This is a genomic window from Pseudomonas granadensis, from assembly GCF_900105485.1.
Taxonomy (GTDB): Bacteria; Pseudomonadota; Gammaproteobacteria; order Pseudomonadales; family Pseudomonadaceae; genus Aquipseudomonas; species Aquipseudomonas granadensis.
In genome coordinates, this window is sequence record NZ_LT629778.1 from 3,691,001 (window position 1) to 3,714,348 (window position 23,348).

Genomic DNA, 23,348 nt, shown 5'->3' on the forward strand with positions numbered 1-23,348 from the left:
TCAACCTTGGAAATGTACAGTGATGTACCGGTTGATTTGTGTTGAATTAACTGACGCCATCGCGAGCAGGCTCACTCCTACAATTTGAAACGCGTTCCCCCTGTAGGAGTGAGCCTGCTCGCGATGGCGCCGGTTCAGACACTAAATAATCAAAGCCCTTCCAGCGCTGCCATCAGATCATTCAACCGATCAACCTTCTCCTCAGTGATGTCACTCGCCGCCAGTCCATCGATGTAATCGGCCAACTCCTCCACTGTGCTGCATTCGAACATCGCCCGCAGCGGCACGTCGCGCTGCAGGGTTTTCTGCACCCGCGAGGCAATCTGCGTGGCCAGCAATGAATGCCCACCCAGCTCGAAGAAGTTGTCACGCACACCGACCTTGTCGACCTTCAGCACCTCGGCCCAGATACCCGCCAGGGTTTGCTCCAGCTCATTGCGTGGCGCCAGATAGTCGTGGCTGTGCAACTGACCGATTTCCAGCGCTGGCAGGGCTTTGCGGTCGAGCTTGCCGTTGGCGTTGAGCGGCAGTTGATCGAGCCACAGCCAGTGCAGCGGCACCATGTATTCCGGCAGTTCGGCGCGCAGGCGCTGTTTGATTCGCTCCAGGCGTTCGTTCGGGTTCAGTGTGGAATCCGCTGCGACCAGGTAACCCACCAGATGTTTGCCGTTAGCCCCCTCCTGCACACCGACTGCGCCGTCGCGCACTTCCGGCTGTTCATGCAGGCGTGCTTCGATCTCGCCCAGTTCGATGCGGTAACCGCGAATCTTCACCTGATGATCAACGCGGCCGACATACTCCAGCACGCCATCGTTGCGCCGCCGCGCCAGATCTCCGGTGCGATACAGACGCTCGCCCGGCGCACCGAACGGATTCGGCACAAACACCGGCGCAGTCCGTAGCGGATCGCTGACATAACCGCGACCGACACCGGTGCCGGCCACGCAGAGTTCACCCACCGCGCCCAACGGCACCAGCTCCAGCGCACCGTCGAGGAGATACAGCAAGTTGTTGTCGGTCGGCGTACCGATCGGCAGATAGCTGCCACGCGTCGATGCGAGGTCGACACGGAAGAACGCCACATCGTCCGAGCACTCGGCCGGGCCATAGGCGTTGACCAGACCAATGTCCGGGTAACGCAGCAGCCATTGGTGCGCCAGCTCAGGCGGCATCGCTTCACCGGTTGGCAGCATCCAGCGCAAGCCATCCAGGCTCAGGCGCTCGGAGGCGAGCATGCCCTGAATCAGCGACGGCACACTTTCCAGCACGGTGATGCCCTGCGCTTGCACATGCACCAGCAAACCCTGCGGATCATGGGCGATGGCGTTCGGCACGATGTCGACCCGCGCGCCGAACAACGGCGCAGCGAGGAACTGCCAGACCGAAATGTCGAAACTTTGCGAAGCGGTCTGCGCGATCACATCGGTTTCGCTCAGTTGCAGATACGGCACCTTGCTCAACTGATTGTTAAGCATGCCGCGCTGTTCGACCATCACCCCTTTCGGCAATCCGGTGGAGCCCGAGGTGTAGATCACGTAAGCGAGGTTGTCCGGGGCGCTGTAGAGGCCAGGGTTCTCCACCGAGGTCGCCGCGGCCTGAAGCTCTTCCCAGACCAACAACCGTGGGCGATGGGCGCAACCACATTCATCGAGCAATGCTTGCGCCTGTTCGCGGCAGGCCTGACTGCAGACCAGCACCGGCGTGCGGCTCAGCTCGACGATACGTTGCAGGCGCTGGCTCGGCAGGCCCGGGTCCAGCGGCAGATAGCCGGCGCCGGCCTTGAAGCTGCCGACAATCATGCCGAGCAGGTCGAGATTGCGTTCGCCCAGCAGCGCCACCGGTTGATCGAACTGCACCCCGGCGGCGATCAACGCATGACCGAGACGGTTGGCGCGCTGATTCAGTTCGGCATAGCTTAGTTGCTGATCGAGATAACTGGCAGCAATGCGTTGCGGATGCGCGGCGACCTGCGCTTCGAAAAGCGCCACGTAACTCTGCTCCAGCGGATAATCCTGCGCACTCTGGTTGCACCCGTGCAGCAGGAACTCCTGCTCCTGCGCATCGAGCAGCGGCAGCTCGGCCATGTTGCCATGGAAACCCTCGACCAGCGCCAGCAGCAAGCGCTTGAACTCAGCGAGCAGGCGCTGGACCGTCGATTCGTCGAAATAGCGCTGGTCATACGACAGGTGCAGGCCGAGGTCATCGCCCGGGTAACACACCGCCGTCAGCGGGAAGTTGGTGTGGGTCCGGCCGGAATCCGAGGTCGCGTTGAGGCTCTGCGCGCGGTCCAGCACCGAGACTTCCACCGGGGCGTTTTCAAAGACGAACAGGCTGTCGAACAGCGGCTGGCCCTTGGGCAATTCGCTCTGTTCCTGAATGTTCACCAAAGGCAAATATTCGTACTCGCGCAACTGCATGTTGCGGTCGAGCAGCGCGCTCAGCCAGTGCCGCACGCTGCAGCGTTCATCGTCCGCCGGCATCTGCACCCGCAGCGCAATGCTGTTGATGAACAGACCGACGGTGCGTTGCATTTCCGGCATGTCCACCGGGCGCCCGGCCACGGTGACGCCAAACAGCACGTCGCGATCACCGCTGAGGCGGCGCAGGACCAGCGCCCACGCGGCTTGCGCAAACGTGTTGATGGTCAGCTGATGCGCCTGCGCCAGTTCACGCAGCCGCGCACCGTCCTCGACATTGAGGCGGGTGTAGCAGTCGCCGACGATCATCCCACCGCTTTCGCCGGCATGTTCACGCAGGAACGGACGGTCGCTCGGGATCGGTGTGGTGCGCTCGAAGCCTTGCAGATTCTGCTGCCACCACTGCCGCGCCTCGGCCAGGCTCTGACGTTGCAGCCAGCCGATGTAATCGCGATAACGCGGCGGCGTGCTCAACTGCGCTTCGCGGCCTTCGCCGAGAGCGCTGTAGATCTCGAAGAAATCGTTCATCAGCAACGAGCGGCACCAGGCATCGATAAGGATGTGGTGATTGCTCATCATGAACCAGTAACGCGCCGCGCCGACCTTGATCAGGCGCAGATGAAACGGCGCCTGAACGAGCAGATCGAAACCCGCCTCGCGCTCGCTTTTCAGCAGCGCTTGCAACTGCGGTTCCTGCTCGGCCTCGGCGATGGTGCTCCAGTCCAGGTATTCGATCGGCGTGCGACCCGGCGTGTGGATCACTTGCAGCATGTCCGCGCCGACGTTCCAGCAGAACGATGCGCGCAACGCTTCATGCCGGGCGACCACTGCCTGCCAGGCCTGGGCGAAACGCTCGGGTTCGAGTTCGCTGTTGATGCGGTAGCGATCCTGCATGTAGTACAGACCAGTGCCCGGTTCGAGCAAGGTGTGCAGCAGCATGCCCTCCTGCATCGGCGTCAGCGGATAGACGTCTTCAATGTGCGCGGCCGGCACCGGCAGCGCATCGAGTTGCGCCTGGGTCAGTTGCGCCAGCGGGAAGTCCGAGGGCGTCAGGCCACCGGCCTCGTCTTGCAGGCAATGGGCGATCAGATCTTGCAGCTCAGTCAGGTAGGCGTCGGCCAGATCGTTAATGGTCCGGGCGTCGAAACGCTCGGCGCTGAAGGTCCAGCGTAGCTGCAGTTCGCCGCCGTAGACTTGGCCGTCGACACTCAATTCATTTGGCAACGGCGCCTGCAGATCGTGGGCGGCACCGACCGGCTCGTCGAGCGGACGGAACAGCGCATCGCTGGCGAAGCTCTGGTCGAACTGACCGAGGTAGTTGAAGGTGATTGGCGCGTTCGGCAGCGCGGTCATGCTCGCACGGCTGGCGTCCTCAGCCAGATAACGCAGCACACCGTAACCCAGGCCTTTGTGCGGCACTGCACGCAATTGTTCTTTGATCGCTTTGATCGCCGCGCCCTGCCCGGCGCTTTCTTCACTGGCGCACGGCGTCAGGCGCAGCGGGTAAGCGCTGGTGAACCAGCCGACCGTGCGGGTCAGATCGATGTCTTCAAACAGGGCTTCGCGGCCGTGACCTTCCAGTTGAATCAGCGCCGACGCCTCGCCCGTCCAACGGCACAGCACACGGGCCAGCGCGGTCAGCAGCAAGTCGTTGACCTGCGTGCGGTAAGCGCTCGGCGCCTGTTGCAGCAGTTGCCGGGTACGCTCGGCATCGAGGCGTACGCTGACGGTTTGCGCGTGACGATTCTGTCGCCCGCCCTGTGGATTCGCACAAGGCAGATCGGCGCTCGGCCCGGCCAGTTGGGCCTGCCACCAACCGAGTTCTTCGCGCAGGGATTCGCTGCCGGCGTAGGCCTGCAAACGCGCGGCCCAGTCCTTGAACGCGCTGGTTTTCGCCGGCAGCTGCAGCGGCTGCTCGGCGTCGAGTTGGCGATAGACCGTTTGCACATCGTCGAGCAACACGCGCCACGAGACACCGTCGACCACCAAGTGATGAATCGCCATGAACAGACGTTGCTGGCCTTGCGGGCCATCGACCAGCACCGCCCGTAGCAGCGGGCCTTGCGCCAGATCGAGGCTGCGCTGGGCCTCGGCGAACAGGGCTTGGCAAGCTTCCATCGATTCGACGCGGCGATGCCAGAAAAAATTCGCAGCGGACAGCGATTCATGGGTCGCTTGCCACTGACCATTGACCTCGGCGAAACGCAGACGCAATGCATCGTGCTGCTCGATCACCGCCAGCAGCGCTTGCCCCAGAATCTGCGCTTGCAGCATCGCGCTCGGCTCCAGCAGCAGCGCCTGGTTCCAGTGCTGTCGCTGGGGAATGTCGGTGTCGAAGAACCAATGCTGAATCGGCGTCAGGCGCGACTCGCCTACCACCAGACCTTGTTCGGCCGTCACCCGCTCGGTGCAGCTGGCGACGGCGGCGAGGCTCTGCACGGTCTGATGCTGGAACAGATCCCGCGGGCTGAAATGAATGCCCTGTTGACGCGCGCGGCTGACCACCTGAATCGACAGAATCGAGTCGCCGCCGAGTTCGAAGAAGTTGTCGTTAAGGCCAACTCGTTTGACGTTGAGCACTTCACACCAGATCTGCGCGAGGCTCTGCTCCAGCTCATTGCTCGGCGCCACATAGTCCTGACGGTTGAGCTCAGGGTCTGGCGCGGGCAAGGCGCGGCGGTCGAGTTTGCCGTTGGCGGTCAGCGGCATGCTCGCCAGCAGAATCAGGTGGGTCGGCACCATGTAATCCGGCAGTTGTGCCTTGAGGTGCGCCTTCAGCGCTTCGCGCAGTTCGATCTGGCTGGCTTCGCTTTGCCCGGCGACTTCAGTCACCAGATAGCCGACCAGTTGCTTGCCGCTTGGCGCATCCAGTGCGAGTACCACCGCTTCGCGAATCGAATCGTGATCGAGCAGGCGGGTTTCGATTTCACCGAGTTCGATGCGGAAACCGCGAATCTTCACCTGATGATCGATACGCCCCAGATATTCCACCAGCCCATCGGCTCGCTGGCGCACCAGATCGCCGGTGCGGTACATGCGCCCGCCATCAGCGGCAAACGGATCGGCGACAAACCGCTCCGCGCTGATGCCCGGACGGTCGTGATAGGCCTGCGCCAGCCCGGCGCCACCGATGAACAGTTCACCGGTGGCACCCTGCGGCACCAGCGCCAGATCAGCGTCGAGAATGTACGCCACGCGCGCGCCGATCACGCTGCCGATCGGCACGCTGCCAGCGCCTTCCTCCAGCACCTCTGGCGCCAGACTGGCCAGCGGCATGACCACGGTTTCCGTTGGGCCATAGGCATTGAAGAACAGCGCCGGTTTGAAGGCTGCACGAATCCGTTGCAGGTGTTCGCCGGTCAGCGCTTCGCCGCCGGTAATGATCATCCGCACTGGCAGGATTTGATTTTGCGTGGCGAGGAACTGCGCCAACTGGCTGCCATAACTCGGCGTGAAACCGAGGACATTGATCCGATGGTCACGGATCAAACCGCAGATTTCCTCGGCGTCCCACTGACCTTGCGCGCGAAGCACCACCTGCGCGCCACTGAGCAATGGCACCAGCAGCCGTTCGGTGGCGGCGTCGAAATTGATCGAATAGAAGTGCAGTTCACAGTCGTCGGGGCGCATGCCGAAACGTTCGATCACCGCTTGGCAGTGCATGGCGATTTCGCCGTGGGAAACCACCACGCCTTTCGGTTTGCCGGTCGAACCGGAGGTGTAGATCAGGTACGCCTGATGCTGCGGCAGACTGATCAAAGGCAGCTCGGTCACTGGGTAATCGGCGAGTGCCGCGCTGTCGTCTTCCAGGCACCAGCGCACGACGCCCTGCGGCAGTTCGCCGAGGGCGGCGAACATTGCCCGATCGCTGAGCAGCAGACCGATGCGGCTGTCTTCGATCATGTAGTGCAGACGGTCGAGCGGGTATTCCGGGTCGAGCGGCACATACGCGCCGCCGGCCTTGAGAATCGCCAGCAGGCCGATGACCATTTCCAGCGAACGCTCCAGCGCCAGTCCGACCCGCACTTGCGGACCAACGCCGCGTTCGCGCAGGGCCCAGGCCAGACGATTGGCGCGGGCATCGAGTTCGGCGTAGCTCAGGGTTTGCCTGGCAAAGGTCAGCGCCGGTGCGTCCTGGCGCGCCAGTGCCTGTTCGGCGAACAGGTGATGGATGCACTGGTCGAGACGGTGCACGCCCGCCTCGACACCCAGGCTGTCGAGCAAGTGTTGTTGCTCGGCTGGGTCGAGCAGCGGCAGTTCGCCGAGGCGTTGCTGCGGGTCGGCGATCAGTGCCTCAAGCAGGTTGCGCCAATGCCCGGCCATGCGCGCGATGGTCGGCTCGTCGAACAGATCGGTGCTGTAGGTCAGGCAGCAACCGAGGCGCTGATCGAGGTCGGTGACCTCCAGGTTGAGATCGAATTTGGTCGCGCGGGCATCGTTGGCCAGGTACTCGACGGTCATGCCGGCCAGGCTGCGGCTCTGCTGGAACTCCCAGCGCTGCACGTTGCACATCACCTGAAACAACGGGTTGTACGCAGCGCTGCGCGGCGGCTGCAACGCTTCGACCAGATGATCGAACGGCAGATCCTGATGCGACTGGCCTTCGATCACCGTGTGGCGTACCTGCTCGAACAATTCGCCGACCGACATCATGCCGTCGAGCTGGCAACGCAGCACCTGGGTATTGAGGAAGGCACCGATCAGCCCTTCGCTTTCCGGGCGGATGCGGTTGGCCACCGGCGCGCCGATGCGCAGATCGGGCTGGCCGCTGTAGCGGTACAGCAAGGTGGCGAGCGCAGCCGTCATGGTCATGAACAGGGTCAGACCGTGCTGCGCATTGAATGCCCGCACGCGCGCGGCGAGGTCGTCGCTCAAGTCGAAACGGAACAGTTCGCCCTGATGGCTTTGCACCGGTGGTCGTGGACGATCGCCCGGCAGCTCCAGCAATGGATGTTCGCGGCCCAGGTGGGCGGTCCAGTAGTCGAGCTGACGCTGACGCTCGCCGGATTCCAGCCAGTGGCGCTGCCAGACGCTGTAGTCCAGGTACTGCACCGGCAGCGGCTCCAGGGGTGATTCGCGCTCATCGACAAAGGCTTCATACAACGCACTGAGTTCGCGGGCGAAGATGTCCATCGCCCAGCCTTCGGTGACGATGTGGTGCAGGGTCAGGACGAAGTAATGCTCGTGCTCTGCAGTCTTTACCAGACAGGCGCGCAGCAGCGGGCCGGTTTCCAGATCGAACGGCCGATGCGCTTCTTCGTCAGCCAGTTGCTGGACCTGTTGCTCACGCACTTCAGGAGCAGATCCGGAAAAATCCTTCCAGCCCATGCGCACACCTGTTTCGCCATGCACCTGCTGACGGGCGACGCCGTCGATGCTGGGGAATGTGGTGCGCAGGGTTTCGTGACGCAGGATCAGCGCTTGCAGGGCCGCTTCAAAATGCTCGACGTGCAACACGCCGCGCAGCCGCGCCATGCCGCCGACGTTGTACGCCGGGCTGTCCGGTTCCATCTGCCAGAGGAACCACATGCGCTGTTGCGAATAGGACAGCGGCACCGCTTGGCTGCGATCGACTTTGGCGATCGGTGGCTGTTCGTTGGTGCGTCCGCTGAGCTGGATCTGGCGAACCTGCTCGGCGAAATCAGCGAGTTCGCTGTGCTCGAACAAAGCACGCAGCGGCAGCTCGACATCGCAGGCCTGACGGGTGCGCGAGATGATTTGCGTGGCCAGCAGCGAATGACCACCAAGGGCGAAGAAGTCGTCGCGCAGGCCGACCCGGGTCAGGCCCAGCACTTCACCCCAGATCGCGGCGATCTGCTGTTGCAGTTCAGTCACCGGTTCGACGTGTTCGCGCATCTGCCATTGCGGCTCGGGCAAGGCACGGCGATCGAGTTTGCCGCTGGGGCTCAATGGCATCGCGTCGAGGCGCAGCAGCTGCGCCGGGACCATGTATTCCGGCAGCTCGGCGGCCAGTGCGGCTTTCAGGCGGGTGATCTGCTCATCGTGATTTTCGCTGGAATCGCTGGCGGTGAAGTAGCCGACCAGTTGCCCGCCCGCAGCCGTTTCACGCACCAGCACCACGGCTTGGGCGACGCCATCCTGGGCAAGCAACCGTGCCTGGATTTCTTCAAGTTCAACGCGAAAGCCGCGCAGCTTGACCTGTTGATCGAGACGGCCGAGGTATTCGATCACGCCGTCACGGGTCCAGCGTGCGCGGTCGCCCGTGCGGTACAAACGTGCGCCCTGCTCGCCCAGTGGATCGACGACAAAGCGTTCGGCGGTCAACGACGGACGCGCCAGGTAACCGCGAGCCAGACCGATGCCGCTGATGCACAACTCGCCCGGCACACCGGCCGGCAACAGATTCATATCAGCATCCAGCACCCGGCAGATCACGTTGCCCAATGGACGGCCAATCGGCGAGCGTTCACCATCGGCAGCAGTGCAATGCCAGTGGGTGACGTTGATCGCGGTTTCGGTCGGACCATAACGGTTATGCAGCTGCACCGCTGGCAGTTGCGCCAGCACGCGGTTGCGCAGTTCGGCGGGCAGCGCTTCACCGCCAGAAAAGACCCGACGCAGGCTGGTGCATTCAATGCTCAGCGGTTCGTCGATGAACAACGCCAGCAGCGGTGGCACGAAATGCAGCGTGGTCACGCCAAACTGTTGCACGAGCCGGGCGATGCGATGCGGATCGCGATGTTCACCGGGACCGGCGAGCAACAATCGCGCACCAGTGATCAATGGCCAGAAACACTCCCACACCGAGACGTCGAAACCGATCGGCGCTTTTTGCATCAGCACATCGGTTTCATCGAGACGGTAGGTGTTCTGCATCCATTGCAGACGTTCGGCCAGTGCCGCGTGAGTATTGCCGACGCCTTTTGGCTGGCCGGTGGAACCCGAGGTGTAAATCACGTAAGCGAGGTTGTCGCCATGCAGGTGCAGACCCGGCGCCTGGCTCGGCCAGTTTTCCAGATGCAACGCGTCCATGGCGATCACGCTGACGCCGTCGCTGGATGGCAAGTGCTCGAGCAGTCGAGTCTGGGTCAGGAGCAATTCGACGCCGCTGTCGCGCAGCATGTAGGCCAGCCGCTCGGCCGGATAATCCGGGTCCAGCGGCACGTAGGCGCCGCCAGCCTTGATGATTGCCAACAGACCGATCAGCAGTTGCGGCGAACGCTCGGCGGCGATCCCAACGCAAACATCCGGACCAACGCCTTTGTCGCGCAAATAATGTGCGAGGCGGTTGGCTTGCGTATGCAGTTCGGCGAAATCGAGACTGCCGCCGTCCCACACCAGCGCCGTGCGCTGCGGGGTCAGGCCTGCCTGTTGATTGAGCAGTTCCGGCAGCCATTGTTGCGCCGGGGCGCAGGGTTCTGCGCTCCACTGTTGCTGGTGCTGCTGTTCATCGGGTGCCAGCAATTGCAGATCGCCGATCGCCTGCTGCGGGTGCTCGCAGGCATCGCGCAACAGGTTGCAGAAGTGCTCGGCCAGTCGCTCGATGGTGGCCGCGTCGAACAGTTCGCTGGCGTAATCGAAGGACAAGGTCAGACGCCCGTTGCGGTCTTCTTCGCTGTGCAGTTGCAGGTCGAACTTGGCTTCGCGGCTGTGCCACGGCAGCTCTTCGGCGAGCAGCCCCGGCAAGCGCTTGAGCGCACTGAGGTCGCGCTGCTGATGATTGAACATGACCTGAAACAGCCCTTTTTCGCGCGCCTGCGGAAACACTTCGAGCAGTTGTTCGAACGGCAGATCCTGATGCGCTTGTGCGCCAAGTGCCGCCAGCCGTGTCTGGGCCAGCAGTTGGGCAAACGACTGGCGCGAATCGATCTGTGCACGCAGCACCTGGGTGTTGATGAAAAAACCGATCAATCCTTGGGTTTCCAGGCGCGGACGGTTGGCGTTGGGCACGCCAATGCGAATGTCGCGCTGACCGCTGTAGCGATACAACAGGCTTTGCAAAGCGGCGAGCAACAGCATGAAGGTGGTCGATTCATGCGCCTGCGCCGTGTTGCGGATGGCTTCGCCGAGGCTCGCCTCCAGACGCAGGCTATGCCGCGCTGCGCTGTGTTTTTGCCTGGCGGAGCGTGGGTGATCGGTGGCCAGTTCGAGCGCCGGGTGCTCATCGCCCAGTTGTGCTTGCCAGTACGCCAGTTGCCGCTCGCCCTCGCCTTGTGCCAGCCATTGGCGCTGCCAGTTGCCGTAGTCGGCGTAGTGCGTGGGCAGCGCTGGCAGTTCAGCCGTCGCGCCTTGGCTGGCGGCGACGTACAGGCGCGAGAATTCGTCGAGCAGAATATTCAGCGACCAACCGTCGGCGATGATGTGGTGCATCGTCACCAGCAATTGGTGATCCTCGTCGTCGAGGCGCAGCAGAGTCACCCGCAGCAGCGGACCTTTTTCCAGATCGAATTGCGTATGCGCCTGGTCATCGCGGATTTGCTGTGCGCGGGCTTCGCGCTCGTTAGCCGGAAGTTCGCTGAGGTCGATCACTTGCAGATTGAATTCGCCGGCGGCCAGCACTTGCTGCAAGGCGACGCCGTCGCGCTCGAAGAAGCGTGTGCGCAGGGATTCGTGGCGCTTGATCAGTTGCTGAAAACTGCTGCGCAGGGCGACCTCGTCGAGTTCACCGCGCAAGCGCAAGGCACCCGGAATGTTGTAGGCGCTGCTGTGCGGATCAAGTTGCCAGGTGATCCACAAGCGGTTTTGCGCCAGCGATTGCGGCATCGGCTCGCTGCGCGGCAACGCGGCGATTGCACCTTGGGCGCTGCCGCTGGCCTGCTGCTGTTGCGCCACAGCGGCGGCGAACGCCGACAGGGTTGGCGCTTCGAACAGCAGACGCAGGTTCAGCTCCAGCGCGAGTTCTTCGCGCACCCGGGCGATCACTTGCGTGGCCGCGATCGAGTTGCCGCCGAGCAGGAAAAAATGATCGTCGCCGGCGACCTGTTTGACGTTCAGTTGCTCGGCCCAGATCTGCCCGATCCGCGCTTGCAGATCCGAGCCACTGGTGGGCGCGGCCCGGGATTCGGCCGTCGTCGACGGGAACAGCGCATAGCTGTCGAGGCTGCCATCGGCCAGACCTGTGCGGCACGCCGAGCGCTGCAATTTGCCGCTGGAAGTTTTCGGCAAGGCGCCCGGATTGAGCAGGATCACCACGCTTGGCGCCTGTTGATACGCCTCGGCCACGGCTTGGCGAATGGCTTTGATCAAGGCTTCCGGCGGCAGGATTTTCTGCACGCTGCGGCTGATTTCCGCGGCGATGCCGATGCTCTCCTCGCCCTCGTGATTGACGGCGAACGCAGCGACGCGGCCCTTGCGCACCACTTCCACTTCGTTCTCGACGGTCTTCTCGATGTCCTGCGGATAGAGGTTGTGACCGCGCACGATCAGCATGTCTTTCAGGCGCCCGGTGATGAACAGCTCGCCGTCGCGCAGAAAACCCAGATCACCGGTGCGCAACCAGGTACGGCCGGCGTGCTCGACGAAGGTCTTGGCGCTGGCCTCGGGGTTGCGCCAGTAGCCGTGAGCGATGCTCGGCCCGGAGGCCCAGACTTCACCGACGGCGTTGTCGGCCAGTTCTTTCAGTGAATTCGGTTCGACGATCAGTACCGCGTGGCCCGGTTGGCTGATGCCGCAGCTCATGATCGCACTGCCCTCACCCGGTTCGGCGCGGTTCTGCGCCAAGGCTTGATCGTCGACACGCAAGGCTGGAATACCGGTGCCGCGCGGCGTGCCGGCAACGAACAGCGTCGCTTCGGCCAGCCCATACGAAGCCATGAAACTGTCAGCGCTGAAACCGCACGCGGCAAATTTTTCGGCGAAGCGTTCGAGGCTGTCGAGCCGGATCGGCTCGGAGCCGGAATACGCCACACGCCAGCGGCTCAGATCCAGACGCGCCAGGGCGGATTCGCTGACCCGTTCGCTGCACAAGCGATAGGCAAAATCCGGCCCGCCACTGATGGTGCCGCCGTATTCGCTGATCGCTTCCAGCCAGCGCAACGGTCGACCGAGGAAATACGCTGGCGACATGAGTATGCACGGCACGCCGCTGAAGATCGGCTGCAGTAAACCGCCGATCAGCCCCATGTCGTGGTACAGCGGCAGCCAGCTGACGATCACATCGTCCGGATTGACGTCGATGCCGAAACCGTGGCGGATCAACTGTTCGTTGGCGACCAGATTGCCGTGGCTGACCTGCACACCTTTGGGCAATGCGGTGGAGCCGGAGGTGTATTGCAGGAAGGCGATGTGATCTGCCGTCAGCGTCGGCTCGAGCCAGTTCTCTGCCAGCGCCTCGCCGAGGCTGTCGACGCACAGCAGCGGCGGCGCGCCTTCGATCTGCTGCAAGGCGTCGCGCAGATCGGCGCTGGTCAGCAACAGGCGCGGTTCGGCATCGGCAATGATCGACAGCAGTCGTTCCTGATGATGACGCCGTGCCGATTCCGGCGGATAGGCCGGCACTGCGATCACGCCGGCGTACAGGCAACCGAAAAACGCCGCGACGTAATCCGGGCCGCTGGGAAACAGCAACACCGCACGGTCGCCCGACTCGGCCTCGGCCTGCAACGCGGCAGCGATGGTCCGCGCCCGCCGATCGAGTTCGCGATAACTGAGCACCACAGCCTGCTCCTGGTTTTCGGCAAGAAAACGCAAGGCCAGTCGATCCGGCGTCAGGGCCGCGCGGCGCTGAAGGGCTTGGACCAGGGTGCTGGGGAGTTCGAACGCGTCGGTCATGAGGTTTCCTGCCTGAATTCGGCTTGCTGATGGAATCGGGTTGCGGCGTCACGCCTTGCGAAAAGGCATGCAGGGGCGCGGTCTGTGCCGACCGCGCAAGGCATCGAATGCCGTCTGGCCGGGCGCTATACCCGCGGCCATTCACAGATGAGAACGGATGACGTCTGCAAATAATTAGTCGACGGGCGCGCCCCTCAACGGGGCCGGGGTGCGGCGGCGTGTCGCAGTTCGCAAAACACACTTGCTTGCAGCATTAGTTCTCTTTCTCAATTGACAATCATTATCATTCAACATAATTTGTCGCTCGATGTGTAGGACAGCCCTGCCCCCAGGGGCGTCCCACGAACCAATTTGGCAGCAAGGTGATTTCCATGACGGAACAAGTATCCACAAGCAGGTGCGATTCACCGCTACTTCAGGCATTCGTCGATAACCGGCTGATTCTGGTCAAGATCGCCGCGCGCATTACCGGTTGTCGCTCGCGCGCCGAGGACGTGGTGCAGGATGCGTTTTTCCGCCTGCAATCGGCGCCACCGATCACCTCGTCGATCAAGGCGCAACTGAGTTATCTGTTCCAGATCGTGCGCAACCTCGCCATCGATCACTACCGCAAACAGGCGCTTGAGCAGAAATACTCCGGCCCTGAAGAGGAAGGGCTGAATGTGGTCATCCAGGGTGCTTCGCCGGAAACCTCGCACATCAATTTCTCGACCCTGGAAAACATCGCCGACGCCCTGACCGAGCTGCCCAGCCGCACACGCTATGCGTTCGAGATGTATCGCCTGCACGGCGTGCCGCAAAAGGACATCGCCAAGGAACTCGGCGTCTCGCCGACCTTGGTCAACTTCATGATTCGTGATGCACTGGTGCACTGCCGCAAGGTTTCGGGCAGTCGGCGCGATACGGTGGCTGTGGGTCGCAGGTAAACAGCAGGATTTGTGGTGTATTCAATCGCCAGCAGGGCTAGCTCCCACAGGGGGGGCGTGGACGACACAAACCCCCTGTGGGAGCCAGCCCTGCTGGCGATAGCGGCCCCAAGATCACTGGATCATCAAGCCAGGCTGCAGCGATCAAAAAACCGCTCACGCCCCAGCATCATCAGTGCCGCGCGCTTGTGCGGAAAGTCGAATTCCTTCTCGCAGTGAAAACACTGGTTGTGCATGTGGCCGATCATCTTCGCGTTGTCGGCGCGGGGCTCGGCGACCACCCGTTGCGTGCGCGGATCATCAAGAAACAGGTAATGCACCAGCGCCGATAACCAGCTCGCCACTTTGTGCGGGCCGCGGTGGTTTTCCTCACCGACCAGCATGTGGATGCCGCGATCGTAATCATCGGCGTCATAGAACGGCGCGATGCGATCTTCCTTGGCCCAATAAGCTTCGAAATAGGCAAACGGCTGATCGTCGAAACAGCCGATCAAGGTCAGCGTGTGCGGGTCGGCGTCGAGTTTACTGAGGTATTCGCGGTGCTTGTCGAGGCTGCCCTCTTCCTGCCAGAAACTGGCCACCCGCGGGCTGTTCTGCCAACGGTTGAAACGCGGCAAATCATCTTCGATTTCGACGGTTCGCAAGGAAATCCAGGCGCCGAGCCGTGCATCAAAACGCCGATAGACTTCACCGCGCGGTTTGACCGGGCGCCGGGGATGGCGTTTGCCTTCGCTGATGATCATTTGTTGCGGATAACTGCCGGTCAACGAAGTCCCCAGCCAGGGTTGCGGCAATTGCCAGAACAGCGTGCGTTCGCAGCGATATTCGCCGCTCACCTCGGTGCTGATCAGCAAGCCACTGAGCAAAGCCTCGGTCGGTGGTTGATCCAGTTGCCAGGTCAATTGCTGGCACGCCGGATCGCGCGCAAACAGCCAGTAACAGGCAGCCCACAGCGCTTGCCCCGGCGGCAACGCGAAGCGCTCATCGATCTGGATCGGGCCTTTCGCGTCGCGATCAAGGCGCAGACGAATCAGCGGCTGGCCGTCGAGGCTCAGGCTCAAACGGCTTTCGCTGGCATCAGCGATCAGTTGACTGCCCGAAGGCAAGGCCAGGGCAGTCAGGTCATTCAGATTGGACATGGGGTGGGCTCACGATAATCGTCGACAGTTAGACGATGTGACGTGAGCGGCAGGCGGAAATTTAGGCTTTCAGCGCAAATGGCGCTCAGCGATTGAGCACTGGCACCACGGCGATTTTGTACGGATCGAAAATCTTCAGCATTTCGCCGTTGTCGCGCAGCCCCTGCAACAGCTTGCCGAAGGCCACGCCGCTGATCGGTGCCGTCGGGCGCAGAATCGCATAGTGGTGGTAGATCTGATCGACACGCTGCGAGACGAGCAACTCATCACGGACCTTCTCGTTACGCAGCAGGTAATCACTGAGGTACGAGCGGGTCACCAGGGCGATGTCGGCGCGTGAGCGCAGCACCATCAGCAGGTTGCTGTCGTGGGAATAGGTCAGCGTCGCGTTGAATTGCTGCGCGAGGAATTTGGGGTCGGCATTGAAGGCCGCGAATTCGTAGTGATAGCCGCTGAACAGCGCCAGACGCTTGCCTTTGAGGTCGGCGAAATAGTTTTGCTGACGGCCATCTGCACGCTGCGCGACGAAAATCTCGGCATCTTCAAGGCCCATGTCGACGTCGCTGTGGGGGATGTCTTTCCAACCCCATTCAGGGTTCTCGAAGATCGCCATGTCGATCCGGCCCTGCTTGAAATCACCGAAACGCCGGGGAATCGACGTGGGCACCAGGACGAACTGATAGTCGCTTTGCAGGCGGTTCAGCGCTTCGACCAATTGCGGCAACAGACCGGTATCGGCGCCGTTTTCCGGGCGGATGGTGTACGGCGGAAAATGCGCCGCGCCGACCCGGACCAATTGCGCGGCCTGAGCGGGCAATACCCATAATGCAGCCAGCGCTGCGAGCATCAACCCCGCGACGGTCCGAATTGGCAAAGACTTCAAAACACCCCACTCCCCGAAAAAATACCGATCAATGCATTCAAGCTAGGCGGTTTCGCCCAGTTAGCCAGTTTCCCGGCCGGATAGAAAGTGGCTCAGCGCTCTTCGAGGACCAGAATCAGCGCCTCGTCGGCCAACTGATCGAGGCTTAAACTGCCGCCGGCACGGAACCAGGTAGTGGTCCAGGACAGTGCGCCAGTCAGGAAACGTCGCGTAATAAAAACGTCGCCACGGATAAATCCGGCGTCTTTGGCTTCGCCCAGTACTTGCAACCAGATGTCTTCGTAGACGTCGCGCAGCGCCAGCACTTTGGCCTGGCCTTCTTCGGACAGCGAGCGCCACTCATAGACCAGCACCGCCATGGCCTCGCCGCTGCCGCCCATGATCGACTGCAATTCGCAGCGAATCAGCGCCAGCACGCGCTCGCGGACATCGGCCGCGTCGGCCAGCGCCGCGCGCATCAATGCGGTGTTGTAGCGAATGGTTTCTTCCATTACCGCGCGCAGGATCTCGTCCTTGCTTTTGAAGTGATGAAAAATGCTCCCTGACTGGATGCCGACCGCGCCGGCCAGATCGCGCACGGTGGTGCGTTCGTAGCCTTTGTTGCGGAACAGGTGAGCCGCCACTTGTAGCAATTTTCCGCGGGCGCTGTCGGGGTCGGTCAACTGGCCACTATCGACCAAATCGCGCATGACCCTCAGGGCTTTTTGCTCGTCCACCCGTTCTCTCCTACAGTCGATCAGTGTCTTGCCCCCTGAAACCGCAGGGTTGCGCGCAATTTAAGCCGCCAGCGGCAACCAAGCAAGCGCTTGGGCAGAAGATAGTTTCAACTGTTTACAAACCAAGCGCTTGCTTGGTAGCCTCCAGACACTTCTGTCGCAGATCGCTGAGCCGGAGATAAAAATGCCAAATACCGTGCGTATCGGATGCGCCAGCGCCTTCTGGGGCGACACGTCGACCGCCGCCGCGCAACTGGTAGCCGGCGGGCGCCTGGATTATCTGGTGTTCGATTATCTGGCCGAGATCACGATGTCGATCATGGCCGGCGCGCGCATGAAAGACCCACAGGCCGGGTACGCCAGTGATTTCATCGAAGTGCTGACACCGCTGCTGCCGCAATTGGCCGAGCAGCACATCCGCGTCATCAGCAACGCCGGCGGGGTCAATCCACAGGCCTGCGCCGCCGCCCTGCAAGCCGCGTGTGATCGCGTCGGCGTCGCGCTGAAAATCGCTGTGTTAATTGGCGATGACCTGCAGCCTCAACTGCGCCAGCTCAGCGGTATCACTGAAATGTTCACGGGCGCCCCACTGCCGCCGCTGTGCGTGTCGACCAATGCTTACCTCGGCGCACCGGGCATCGTCGAAGCGCTGAAGCTCGGCGCCGATATCGTCATTACCGGCCGGGTAGTCGACAGCGCCGTGGTCAGCGCGGCACTGGTGCATGAATTTGGCTGGTCATGGCATGACTACGACAAACTGGCCCAGGCCGCACTGGCCGGGCACATCATCGAATGCGGCGCGCAATGCACCGGCGGCAACTTCACCGATTGGCGCGACGTGCCGGATTACGAACACATCGGTTTTCCGATCGTCGAGGTCAGCGCCGACAGCCAGTTCATCGTCAGCAAACCCGAAGGCAGCGGCGGCCTGATCACAGCGCTGACCGTCGGCGAGCAGATGCTGTATGAAATCGGCGATCCACAGGCGTATCGGCTGCCCGATGTGATCTGTGATTTCACTCAGGTCGAACTGCGGCAACAGGGCAAAAACGCCGTCAATGTGCATGGCGCCAAGGGCTTGCCACCCGGCGATCAATACAAGGTCAGCGCGACTTACCCGGACGGTTTTCGCTGCACCGCCAGTTGCCTGATCGCCGGCATTGATGCGGTCGCCAAGGCGCGGCGCGTCAGTCAGGCGATCATCGACAAAACCGCAGAAATGTTCAGCCAGCGCGGCTGGGCGCCCTACAGCGAAACCCATGTCGAACTGCTTGGCAGCGAGGCCACCTACGGCCCGCACGGTCAGCGTCAGGACAGCCGCGAAGTGGTGATCAAACTCGCCGTGCGCCACCCGGATAAACGAGCGCTGGTGCTGTTCTCCAAGGAAATCGCTCAGGCCGCGACCGGCATGGCGCCGGGGTTGACCGGCATCGTCGGCGGCCGTCCGACGGTGTATCCGCTGATCCGCCTGTTTTCGTTTCTGATCGATAAAAGCGTCTGTACGCTGCACGTCGATATGGCTGGCGAACGTCATCCGTGCAGCCTGCCCGCGCCCGCCATAACGCAAAACCCGACCTCAGCCCTGCCCCATCAACCGCCCGAACCGCAGGGCCGCGCTGACACCGATGTGCCGCTGGTAAAACTCGCGGTCGCGCGTTCCGGCGACAAAGGCAATCACAGCAACATCGGCGTCATGCCGCGCAAACCCGAATATCTGCCGTGGATCGCCGCAGCGCTGACGCCAGCGGTGGTCGCAGACTGGATGAGCCATGTGCTTGACCCGGACAACGGTCGGGTCGAGCGCTGGTACCTGCCCGGCACCCACAGCCTCAACTTCCTGCTGGAAAACGCCCTCGGCGGCGGCGGTGTCGCCAGTCTGCGCATCGATCCGCAAGGCAAGGCCTTCGCCCAACAATTGCTGGAAATCCGCATCGCGGTGCCGCAGAGCATCGCCGAACAACTCGACTAGAGGTTGAGCTCCATGGCGTACGCATCGATTTTTCAGGCCGGGTTGTTCAGCGGCCAGAGCATTATCGTCACCGGTGGCGGCAGCGGCATCGGCCGTTGTACCGCGCATGAACTGGCGGCGCTCGGGGCCAACGTGCTGCTGGTCGGGCGCAAGCCTGAAAAGCTCGAACGCGTCGCCGCCGAAATCGCCGACGACGGTGGACGCGCGCACTGGCAGGCCTGCGATATCCGTGATGAAGAAGCGGTAAAACTGCTGGTCAGTGAGCTGATTGCCGCACACGGGCCGATTCACGGTCTGGTCAACAATGCCGGCGGCCAGTATCCGTCGCCGCTGGCTTCAATCAATCAGAAAGGTTTCGAGACCGTGCTACGGACCAATCTGGTCGGTGGATTTCTGATGGCCCGGGAAGTGTTCAACCAGTCGATGAGCAAACACGGCGGCAACATCGTCAACATGCTCGCCGATATGTGGGGTGGCATGCCCGGCATGGGCCACTCTGGCGCTGCGCGCTCGGGCATGGACAACTTCACCAAAACCGCGGCCGTCGAGTGGGGTTACGCCGGGGTTCGAGTCAATGCGGTGGCGCCGGGCTGGATCGCTTCCAGCGGCATGGACACTTATCAGGGCGCGTTCAAAGCGGTGATTCCGACCTTGCGCGAACATGTGCCGATCAAGCGCATCGGCACCGAATCGGAAGTCAGCGCGGCGATCGTGTTTCTGCTCAGCCCGGCGGCGGCGTTCATCAGCGGCAGCACCTTGAAAATCGACGGCGCGGCCAGCCTCGGCAGTCGCGCGTGGCCCCTGCATAAGGCGACGCACAGTGAGTCGTTCAACGGATTTCATCGGGCGTACCTGCCTGACGTGCTCAAGGACAAGGAATAGGCCATGGCGCAGATCCAGTCGCAACTCGATCCACACAGCGAAGCCTTTGCACGCAACCGTGCAGCGATGCTCGCCGCCATCGAACACGTGCAGCAGCTGGAACAGAACCTGCTGAACAAGGCTGCCGAAGCCAAGGCGAAATTTGCTCAGCGCGGGCAGCTGTTGCCGCGCGAACGCCTGAACCTGTTACTCGATCCCGGCGCGCCGTTTCTGGAGCTGGCGAGTCTGGCGGGCTACAAACTGCACGATGACAAGGACGGCAGCGCAGCCGGTGGCGGCTTGATCGCCGGCATCGGTTACGTCTGCGGCATTCGCGCGATGGTGGTCGCCAACAACAGCGCGATCAAGGGCGGAACGATCTCGCCCAGCGGCCTGAAAAAATCCCTGCGCCTGCAACAGATCGCCCTGGAAAACAAACTGCCGATGATCACCCTCGCCGAAAGCGGCGGCGCCAATCTCAATTACGCCGCGGAGATTTTCGTCGAAGGCGCGCGCAGCTTCGCCAATCAGGCGCGGCTGTCGGCGCTGGGCCTGCCACAGATTACCGTGGTGCACGGCTCGGCCACCGCGGGCGGCGCGTATCAGCCCGGTTTGTCGGATTATGTGGTGGTGGTGCGCGGCAAGGCCAAATTGTTCCTCGCCGGGCCGCCGTTGCTCAAGGCTGCCACCGGCGAAGTGGCTACCGATGAAGAACTCGGCGGCGCCGAGATGCACGCGCAGGTCGCCGGGACCGCCGAGTACCTGGCCGAAAACGACGCCGATGGCGTGCGCCAGGTGCGCGATATCCTGCGCATGCTGCCGTGGAACGAACAATTGCCGTGGCGGCCGGAGCCGCAATACAAAGAGCCGCTCTATCCCATCGACGAATTGCTCGGGCTGATCCCGGACGATCCGAAAAAGCCCTACGACGTGCGCGAAATCATCGCGCGCATCGCCGATGAATCGAACTTCGTCGAGTTCAAGGGCGAATACGATCAGCAAACCCTGTGTGGCCATTTGAAGATTCAGGGCCGCGCCTGCGGTTTCATCGGCAATAACGGCCCGATCACCCCGAACGGTGCGAGCAAAGCCGCGCAGTTCATCCAGTTATGCGATCAGAGCCAGATCCCGCTGCTGTTTTTCCACAACACCACAGGCTTCATGGTCGGCACCGAATCGGAACAGCAAGGCGTAATCAAACACGGCTCGAAACTGATTCAAGCGGTGGCCAATGCGCGGGTGCCTAAACTGACTCTGGTGGTCGGTGGCTCCTACGGTGCCGGCAACTATGCGATGTGCGGTCGCGGGCTCGATCCACGCTTCATTTTCGCCTGGCCGAACAGCCGCACCGCAGTGATGGGCGGTGCGCAGGCCGGCAAGGTGTTGCGTATCGTCACCGAGGCCAAACAGCTGAAAGACGGCCTGGTGCCGGACCCGAAAATGCTCGACATGCTCGAACAGGTCACCGCGCAGAAACTCGACAGCCAGTCCACGGCGCTCTACGGCAGCGCCAACCTGTGGGACGACGGGCTGATCGACCCGCGCGACACGCGCACCCTGCTCGGCTATCTGCTGGACATCTGCCACGAAGCCGACGTTCGTAAGCTGCAACCCAGCAGCTTCGGCGTCAGCCGCTTCTGACCGTCACGGATCTTACGGAGAACAATAACAATGATCTTCACCCCGGAACACGAAGCGCTGCGGCGCACCGTCCGCCAGTTCGTCGACCATCAGATCAACCCGCACGTCGACGAATGGGAAAAGGCCGGACGCTTTCCGATCCACGAGATTTTCCGTCAGGCCGGCGAGCTGGGTTTGCTGGGGATTTCCAAACCGGAAAAATTTGGCGGCATGGGCCTCGACTACAGCTATTCGATCGTCGCCGCCGAGGAGTTCGGCACCATTCATTGCGGCGGCATTCCCATGTCGATCGGCGTGCAGACCGACATGTGCACCCCGGCGCTGGCCCGCTTCGGCTCCGATGAACTGCGCGAAGAATTCCTGCGACCGGCGATCAGCGGTGAGCAGGTCGGCTGCATCGGCGTCTCCGAAGTCGGCGCCGGGTCCGACGTGGCCGGGCTTAAGACCACGGCGCGCAAGGATGGCGACGATTACGTGATCAACGGCAGCAAGATGTGGATCACCAACTCACCCAGCGCCGACTTCATCTGCCTGCTGGCCAACACGTCCGATGACAAGCCGCACATCAACAAATCACTGATCATGGTGCCGATGAACACGCCCGGCATCAGTCTCAGCTCGCATCTGGACAAGCTCGGCATGCGCAGTTCGGAAACCGCCCAGGTGTTTTTCGACAACGTACGCGTGCCGCAGCGCAACCGCATCGGCCACGAAGGCGCCGGTTTCATGATGCAGATGCTGCAGTTTCAGGAGGAACGGCTGTTCGGCGCGGCCAATATGATCAAGGGCCTGGAATATTGCGTCGACAGCACCATCGAGTACTGCAAGGAGCGCAAGACCTTCGGCACTGCACTGATCGACAATCAGGTGATTCATTTCCGCCTCGCCGAATTGCAAACCGAAATCGAGTGCCTGCGCGCGCTGGTCTATCAGGCCACCGAGCAGTACATCAAAGGTCAGGACGTCACCCGGTTGGCGTCGATGGCCAAGCTCAAGGCCGGTCGGCTGGGCCGAGAGGTCAGCGACAGCTGCCTGCAATATTGGGGCGGCATGGGCTTCATGTGGGACAACCCGGTGGCCCGCGCCTATCGCGATGTGCGGCTGGTATCGATCGGCGGCGGTGCGGATGAAATCATGCTGGGGATCATCTGCAAGCTGATGGGCATCCTGCCGGGGAAAAAGAAATGAGCCACCTGCCCGAGTGCCAGACGCTGCTGCTGGAACTGCATGGCGGCGTGCTGCATGTCACGCTCAACCGGCCGGACAGCCGCAATGCGATGAGCCTGCAGATGGTCAGCGAATTGCGCGCGGTATTCGCTGCTGTTGCTGACGAGCGCGATATCCGCGCACTGGTGCTCAGCGGCGCCGGCGGACATTTCTGTGCCGGTGGCGACATCAAGGACATGGCCAGCGCGCGTGCTCAGGGTGGCGAGGCTTATCGCGAGCTGAACCGGGCCTTTGGCGCTTTGCTCGAAGAGGCGCAGCGCACGCCGCTGGTATTGATCAGCGTGCTGCAAGGCGCGGTGCTCGGCGGTGGTTTCGGGCTGGCCTGTGTCAGCGATATCGCGATAGCCGACCATCAGGCGCAGTTCGGCTTGCCTGAAACCAGCCTCGGCGTGATTCCGGCGCAGATCGCGCCGTTTGTGGTGCAGCGCATCGGCCTCACAGAAGCCCGCCGTCTGGCGCTGACCGCAGCGCGTTTCGATGGTGATCAGGCACGGCAACTGGGGCTGGTGCATTTTGTCGAGCGCGATGCCCAGGCGTTGGCCGAACGGCTGGATGAGGTGCTGCAGCAAGTGCTGCGTTGCGCGCCGCAGGCGAATGCCATGACCAAGCAATTGCTGTTGACCAGCGCTGGGCAGCCGTCGAGTGAATTGCTTGATCAGGCCGCGCAGTGGTTCAGCGAGGCGGTGACCGGCGAAGAAGGCGTCGAGGGCACCCTGGCTTTCATGCAAAAGCGCAAACCTGGATGGGCCTCTTGAAAGCATCGCTAGCAGGCTAGCTCCCACAGGGGTTTTGCGTCGTTCACAAAACCTGTGGGAGCTAGCCTGCTAGCGATGAGGCC

Annotated in this window: 10 protein-coding genes; 6 read left to right on the top strand and 4 right to left on the bottom strand. The window is 62.3% G+C overall.

Annotated elements, in window-relative coordinates:
• Positions 1 to 149: 149 nt before the first annotated feature.
• Positions 150 to 13,148 carry a non-ribosomal peptide synthetase gene (locus BLU52_RS16290; RefSeq protein WP_090284849.1) on the bottom strand — a complete coding sequence of 4,333 codons (12,999 nt, stop codon included), beginning with the start codon at positions 13,146 to 13,148 and terminating at the stop codon, positions 150 to 152.
• A 371-nt stretch (positions 13,149 to 13,519) separates the two neighbouring features.
• On the opposite strand from BLU52_RS16290, the gene BLU52_RS16295 reads away from it, so the two are divergent.
• The gene (locus BLU52_RS16295) at positions 13,520 to 14,074 is read left to right on the top strand and encodes an RNA polymerase factor sigma-70 (RefSeq protein WP_090284852.1); all 555 of its coding nucleotides are present in this window, start codon (positions 13,520 to 13,522) and stop codon (positions 14,072 to 14,074) included.
• 125 nt (positions 14,075 to 14,199) lie between these two features.
• On the opposite strand, the gene BLU52_RS16300 is transcribed toward BLU52_RS16295, so the two are convergent.
• From BLU52_RS16300 to BLU52_RS16310, 3 genes are all read right to left on the bottom strand, one after another.
• Positions 14,200 to 15,213, bottom strand: a complete 1,014-nt coding sequence (locus tag BLU52_RS16300; RefSeq protein ID WP_090284853.1) for a GNAT family N-acetyltransferase — start codon at positions 15,211 to 15,213, stop codon at positions 14,200 to 14,202.
• Between the two features lie 85 nt (positions 15,214 to 15,298).
• A complete protein-coding gene (locus tag BLU52_RS16305) occupies positions 15,299 to 16,096 on the bottom strand; it encodes a substrate-binding periplasmic protein (protein ID WP_090284855.1) in 798 nt (265 codons plus the stop codon).
• A gap of 92 nt (positions 16,097 to 16,188) precedes the next feature.
• Entirely contained in the window at positions 16,189 to 16,812 is a 624-nt protein-coding gene (locus BLU52_RS16310) for a TetR/AcrR family transcriptional regulator (protein ID WP_090284861.1), read from the bottom strand.
• 184 nt (positions 16,813 to 16,996) lie between these two features.
• Here BLU52_RS16310 and BLU52_RS16315 point away from each other — a divergent pair, with 184 nt between their 5' ends.
• The 5 genes from BLU52_RS16315 to BLU52_RS16335 are packed head-to-tail and all read left to right on the top strand — an operon-like array spanning position 16,997 to position 23,265.
• Positions 16,997 to 18,781, top strand: a complete 1,785-nt coding sequence (locus tag BLU52_RS16315) for an acyclic terpene utilization AtuA family protein (RefSeq protein WP_090284863.1) — start codon at positions 16,997 to 16,999, stop codon at positions 18,779 to 18,781.
• 12 nt (positions 18,782 to 18,793) lie between these two features.
• Positions 18,794 to 19,663, top strand: a complete 870-nt coding sequence (locus tag BLU52_RS16320) for an SDR family oxidoreductase (protein WP_090284865.1) — start codon at positions 18,794 to 18,796, stop codon at positions 19,661 to 19,663.
• Between the two features lie 3 nt (positions 19,664 to 19,666).
• Positions 19,667 to 21,283: an acyl-CoA carboxylase subunit beta gene (locus BLU52_RS16325; RefSeq protein WP_090284867.1), complete on the top strand. Its 1,617-nt coding sequence runs from the start codon at positions 19,667 to 19,669 to the stop codon at positions 21,281 to 21,283.
• Between the two features lie 30 nt (positions 21,284 to 21,313).
• Complete coding sequence (gene atuD, locus BLU52_RS16330) at positions 21,314 to 22,471, top strand: citronellyl-CoA dehydrogenase (protein ID WP_090284869.1); 1,158 nt, start codon at positions 21,314 to 21,316, stop codon at positions 22,469 to 22,471.
• Positions 22,468 to 23,265 (top strand): enoyl-CoA hydratase/isomerase family protein, encoded by a 798-nt coding sequence (locus tag BLU52_RS16335; RefSeq protein ID WP_090284871.1) that lies wholly within the window; start codon positions 22,468 to 22,470, stop codon positions 23,263 to 23,265. The genes atuD and BLU52_RS16335 overlap by 4 nt, the downstream gene beginning before the upstream one ends.
• Positions 23,266 to 23,348: the final 83 nt, after the last annotated feature.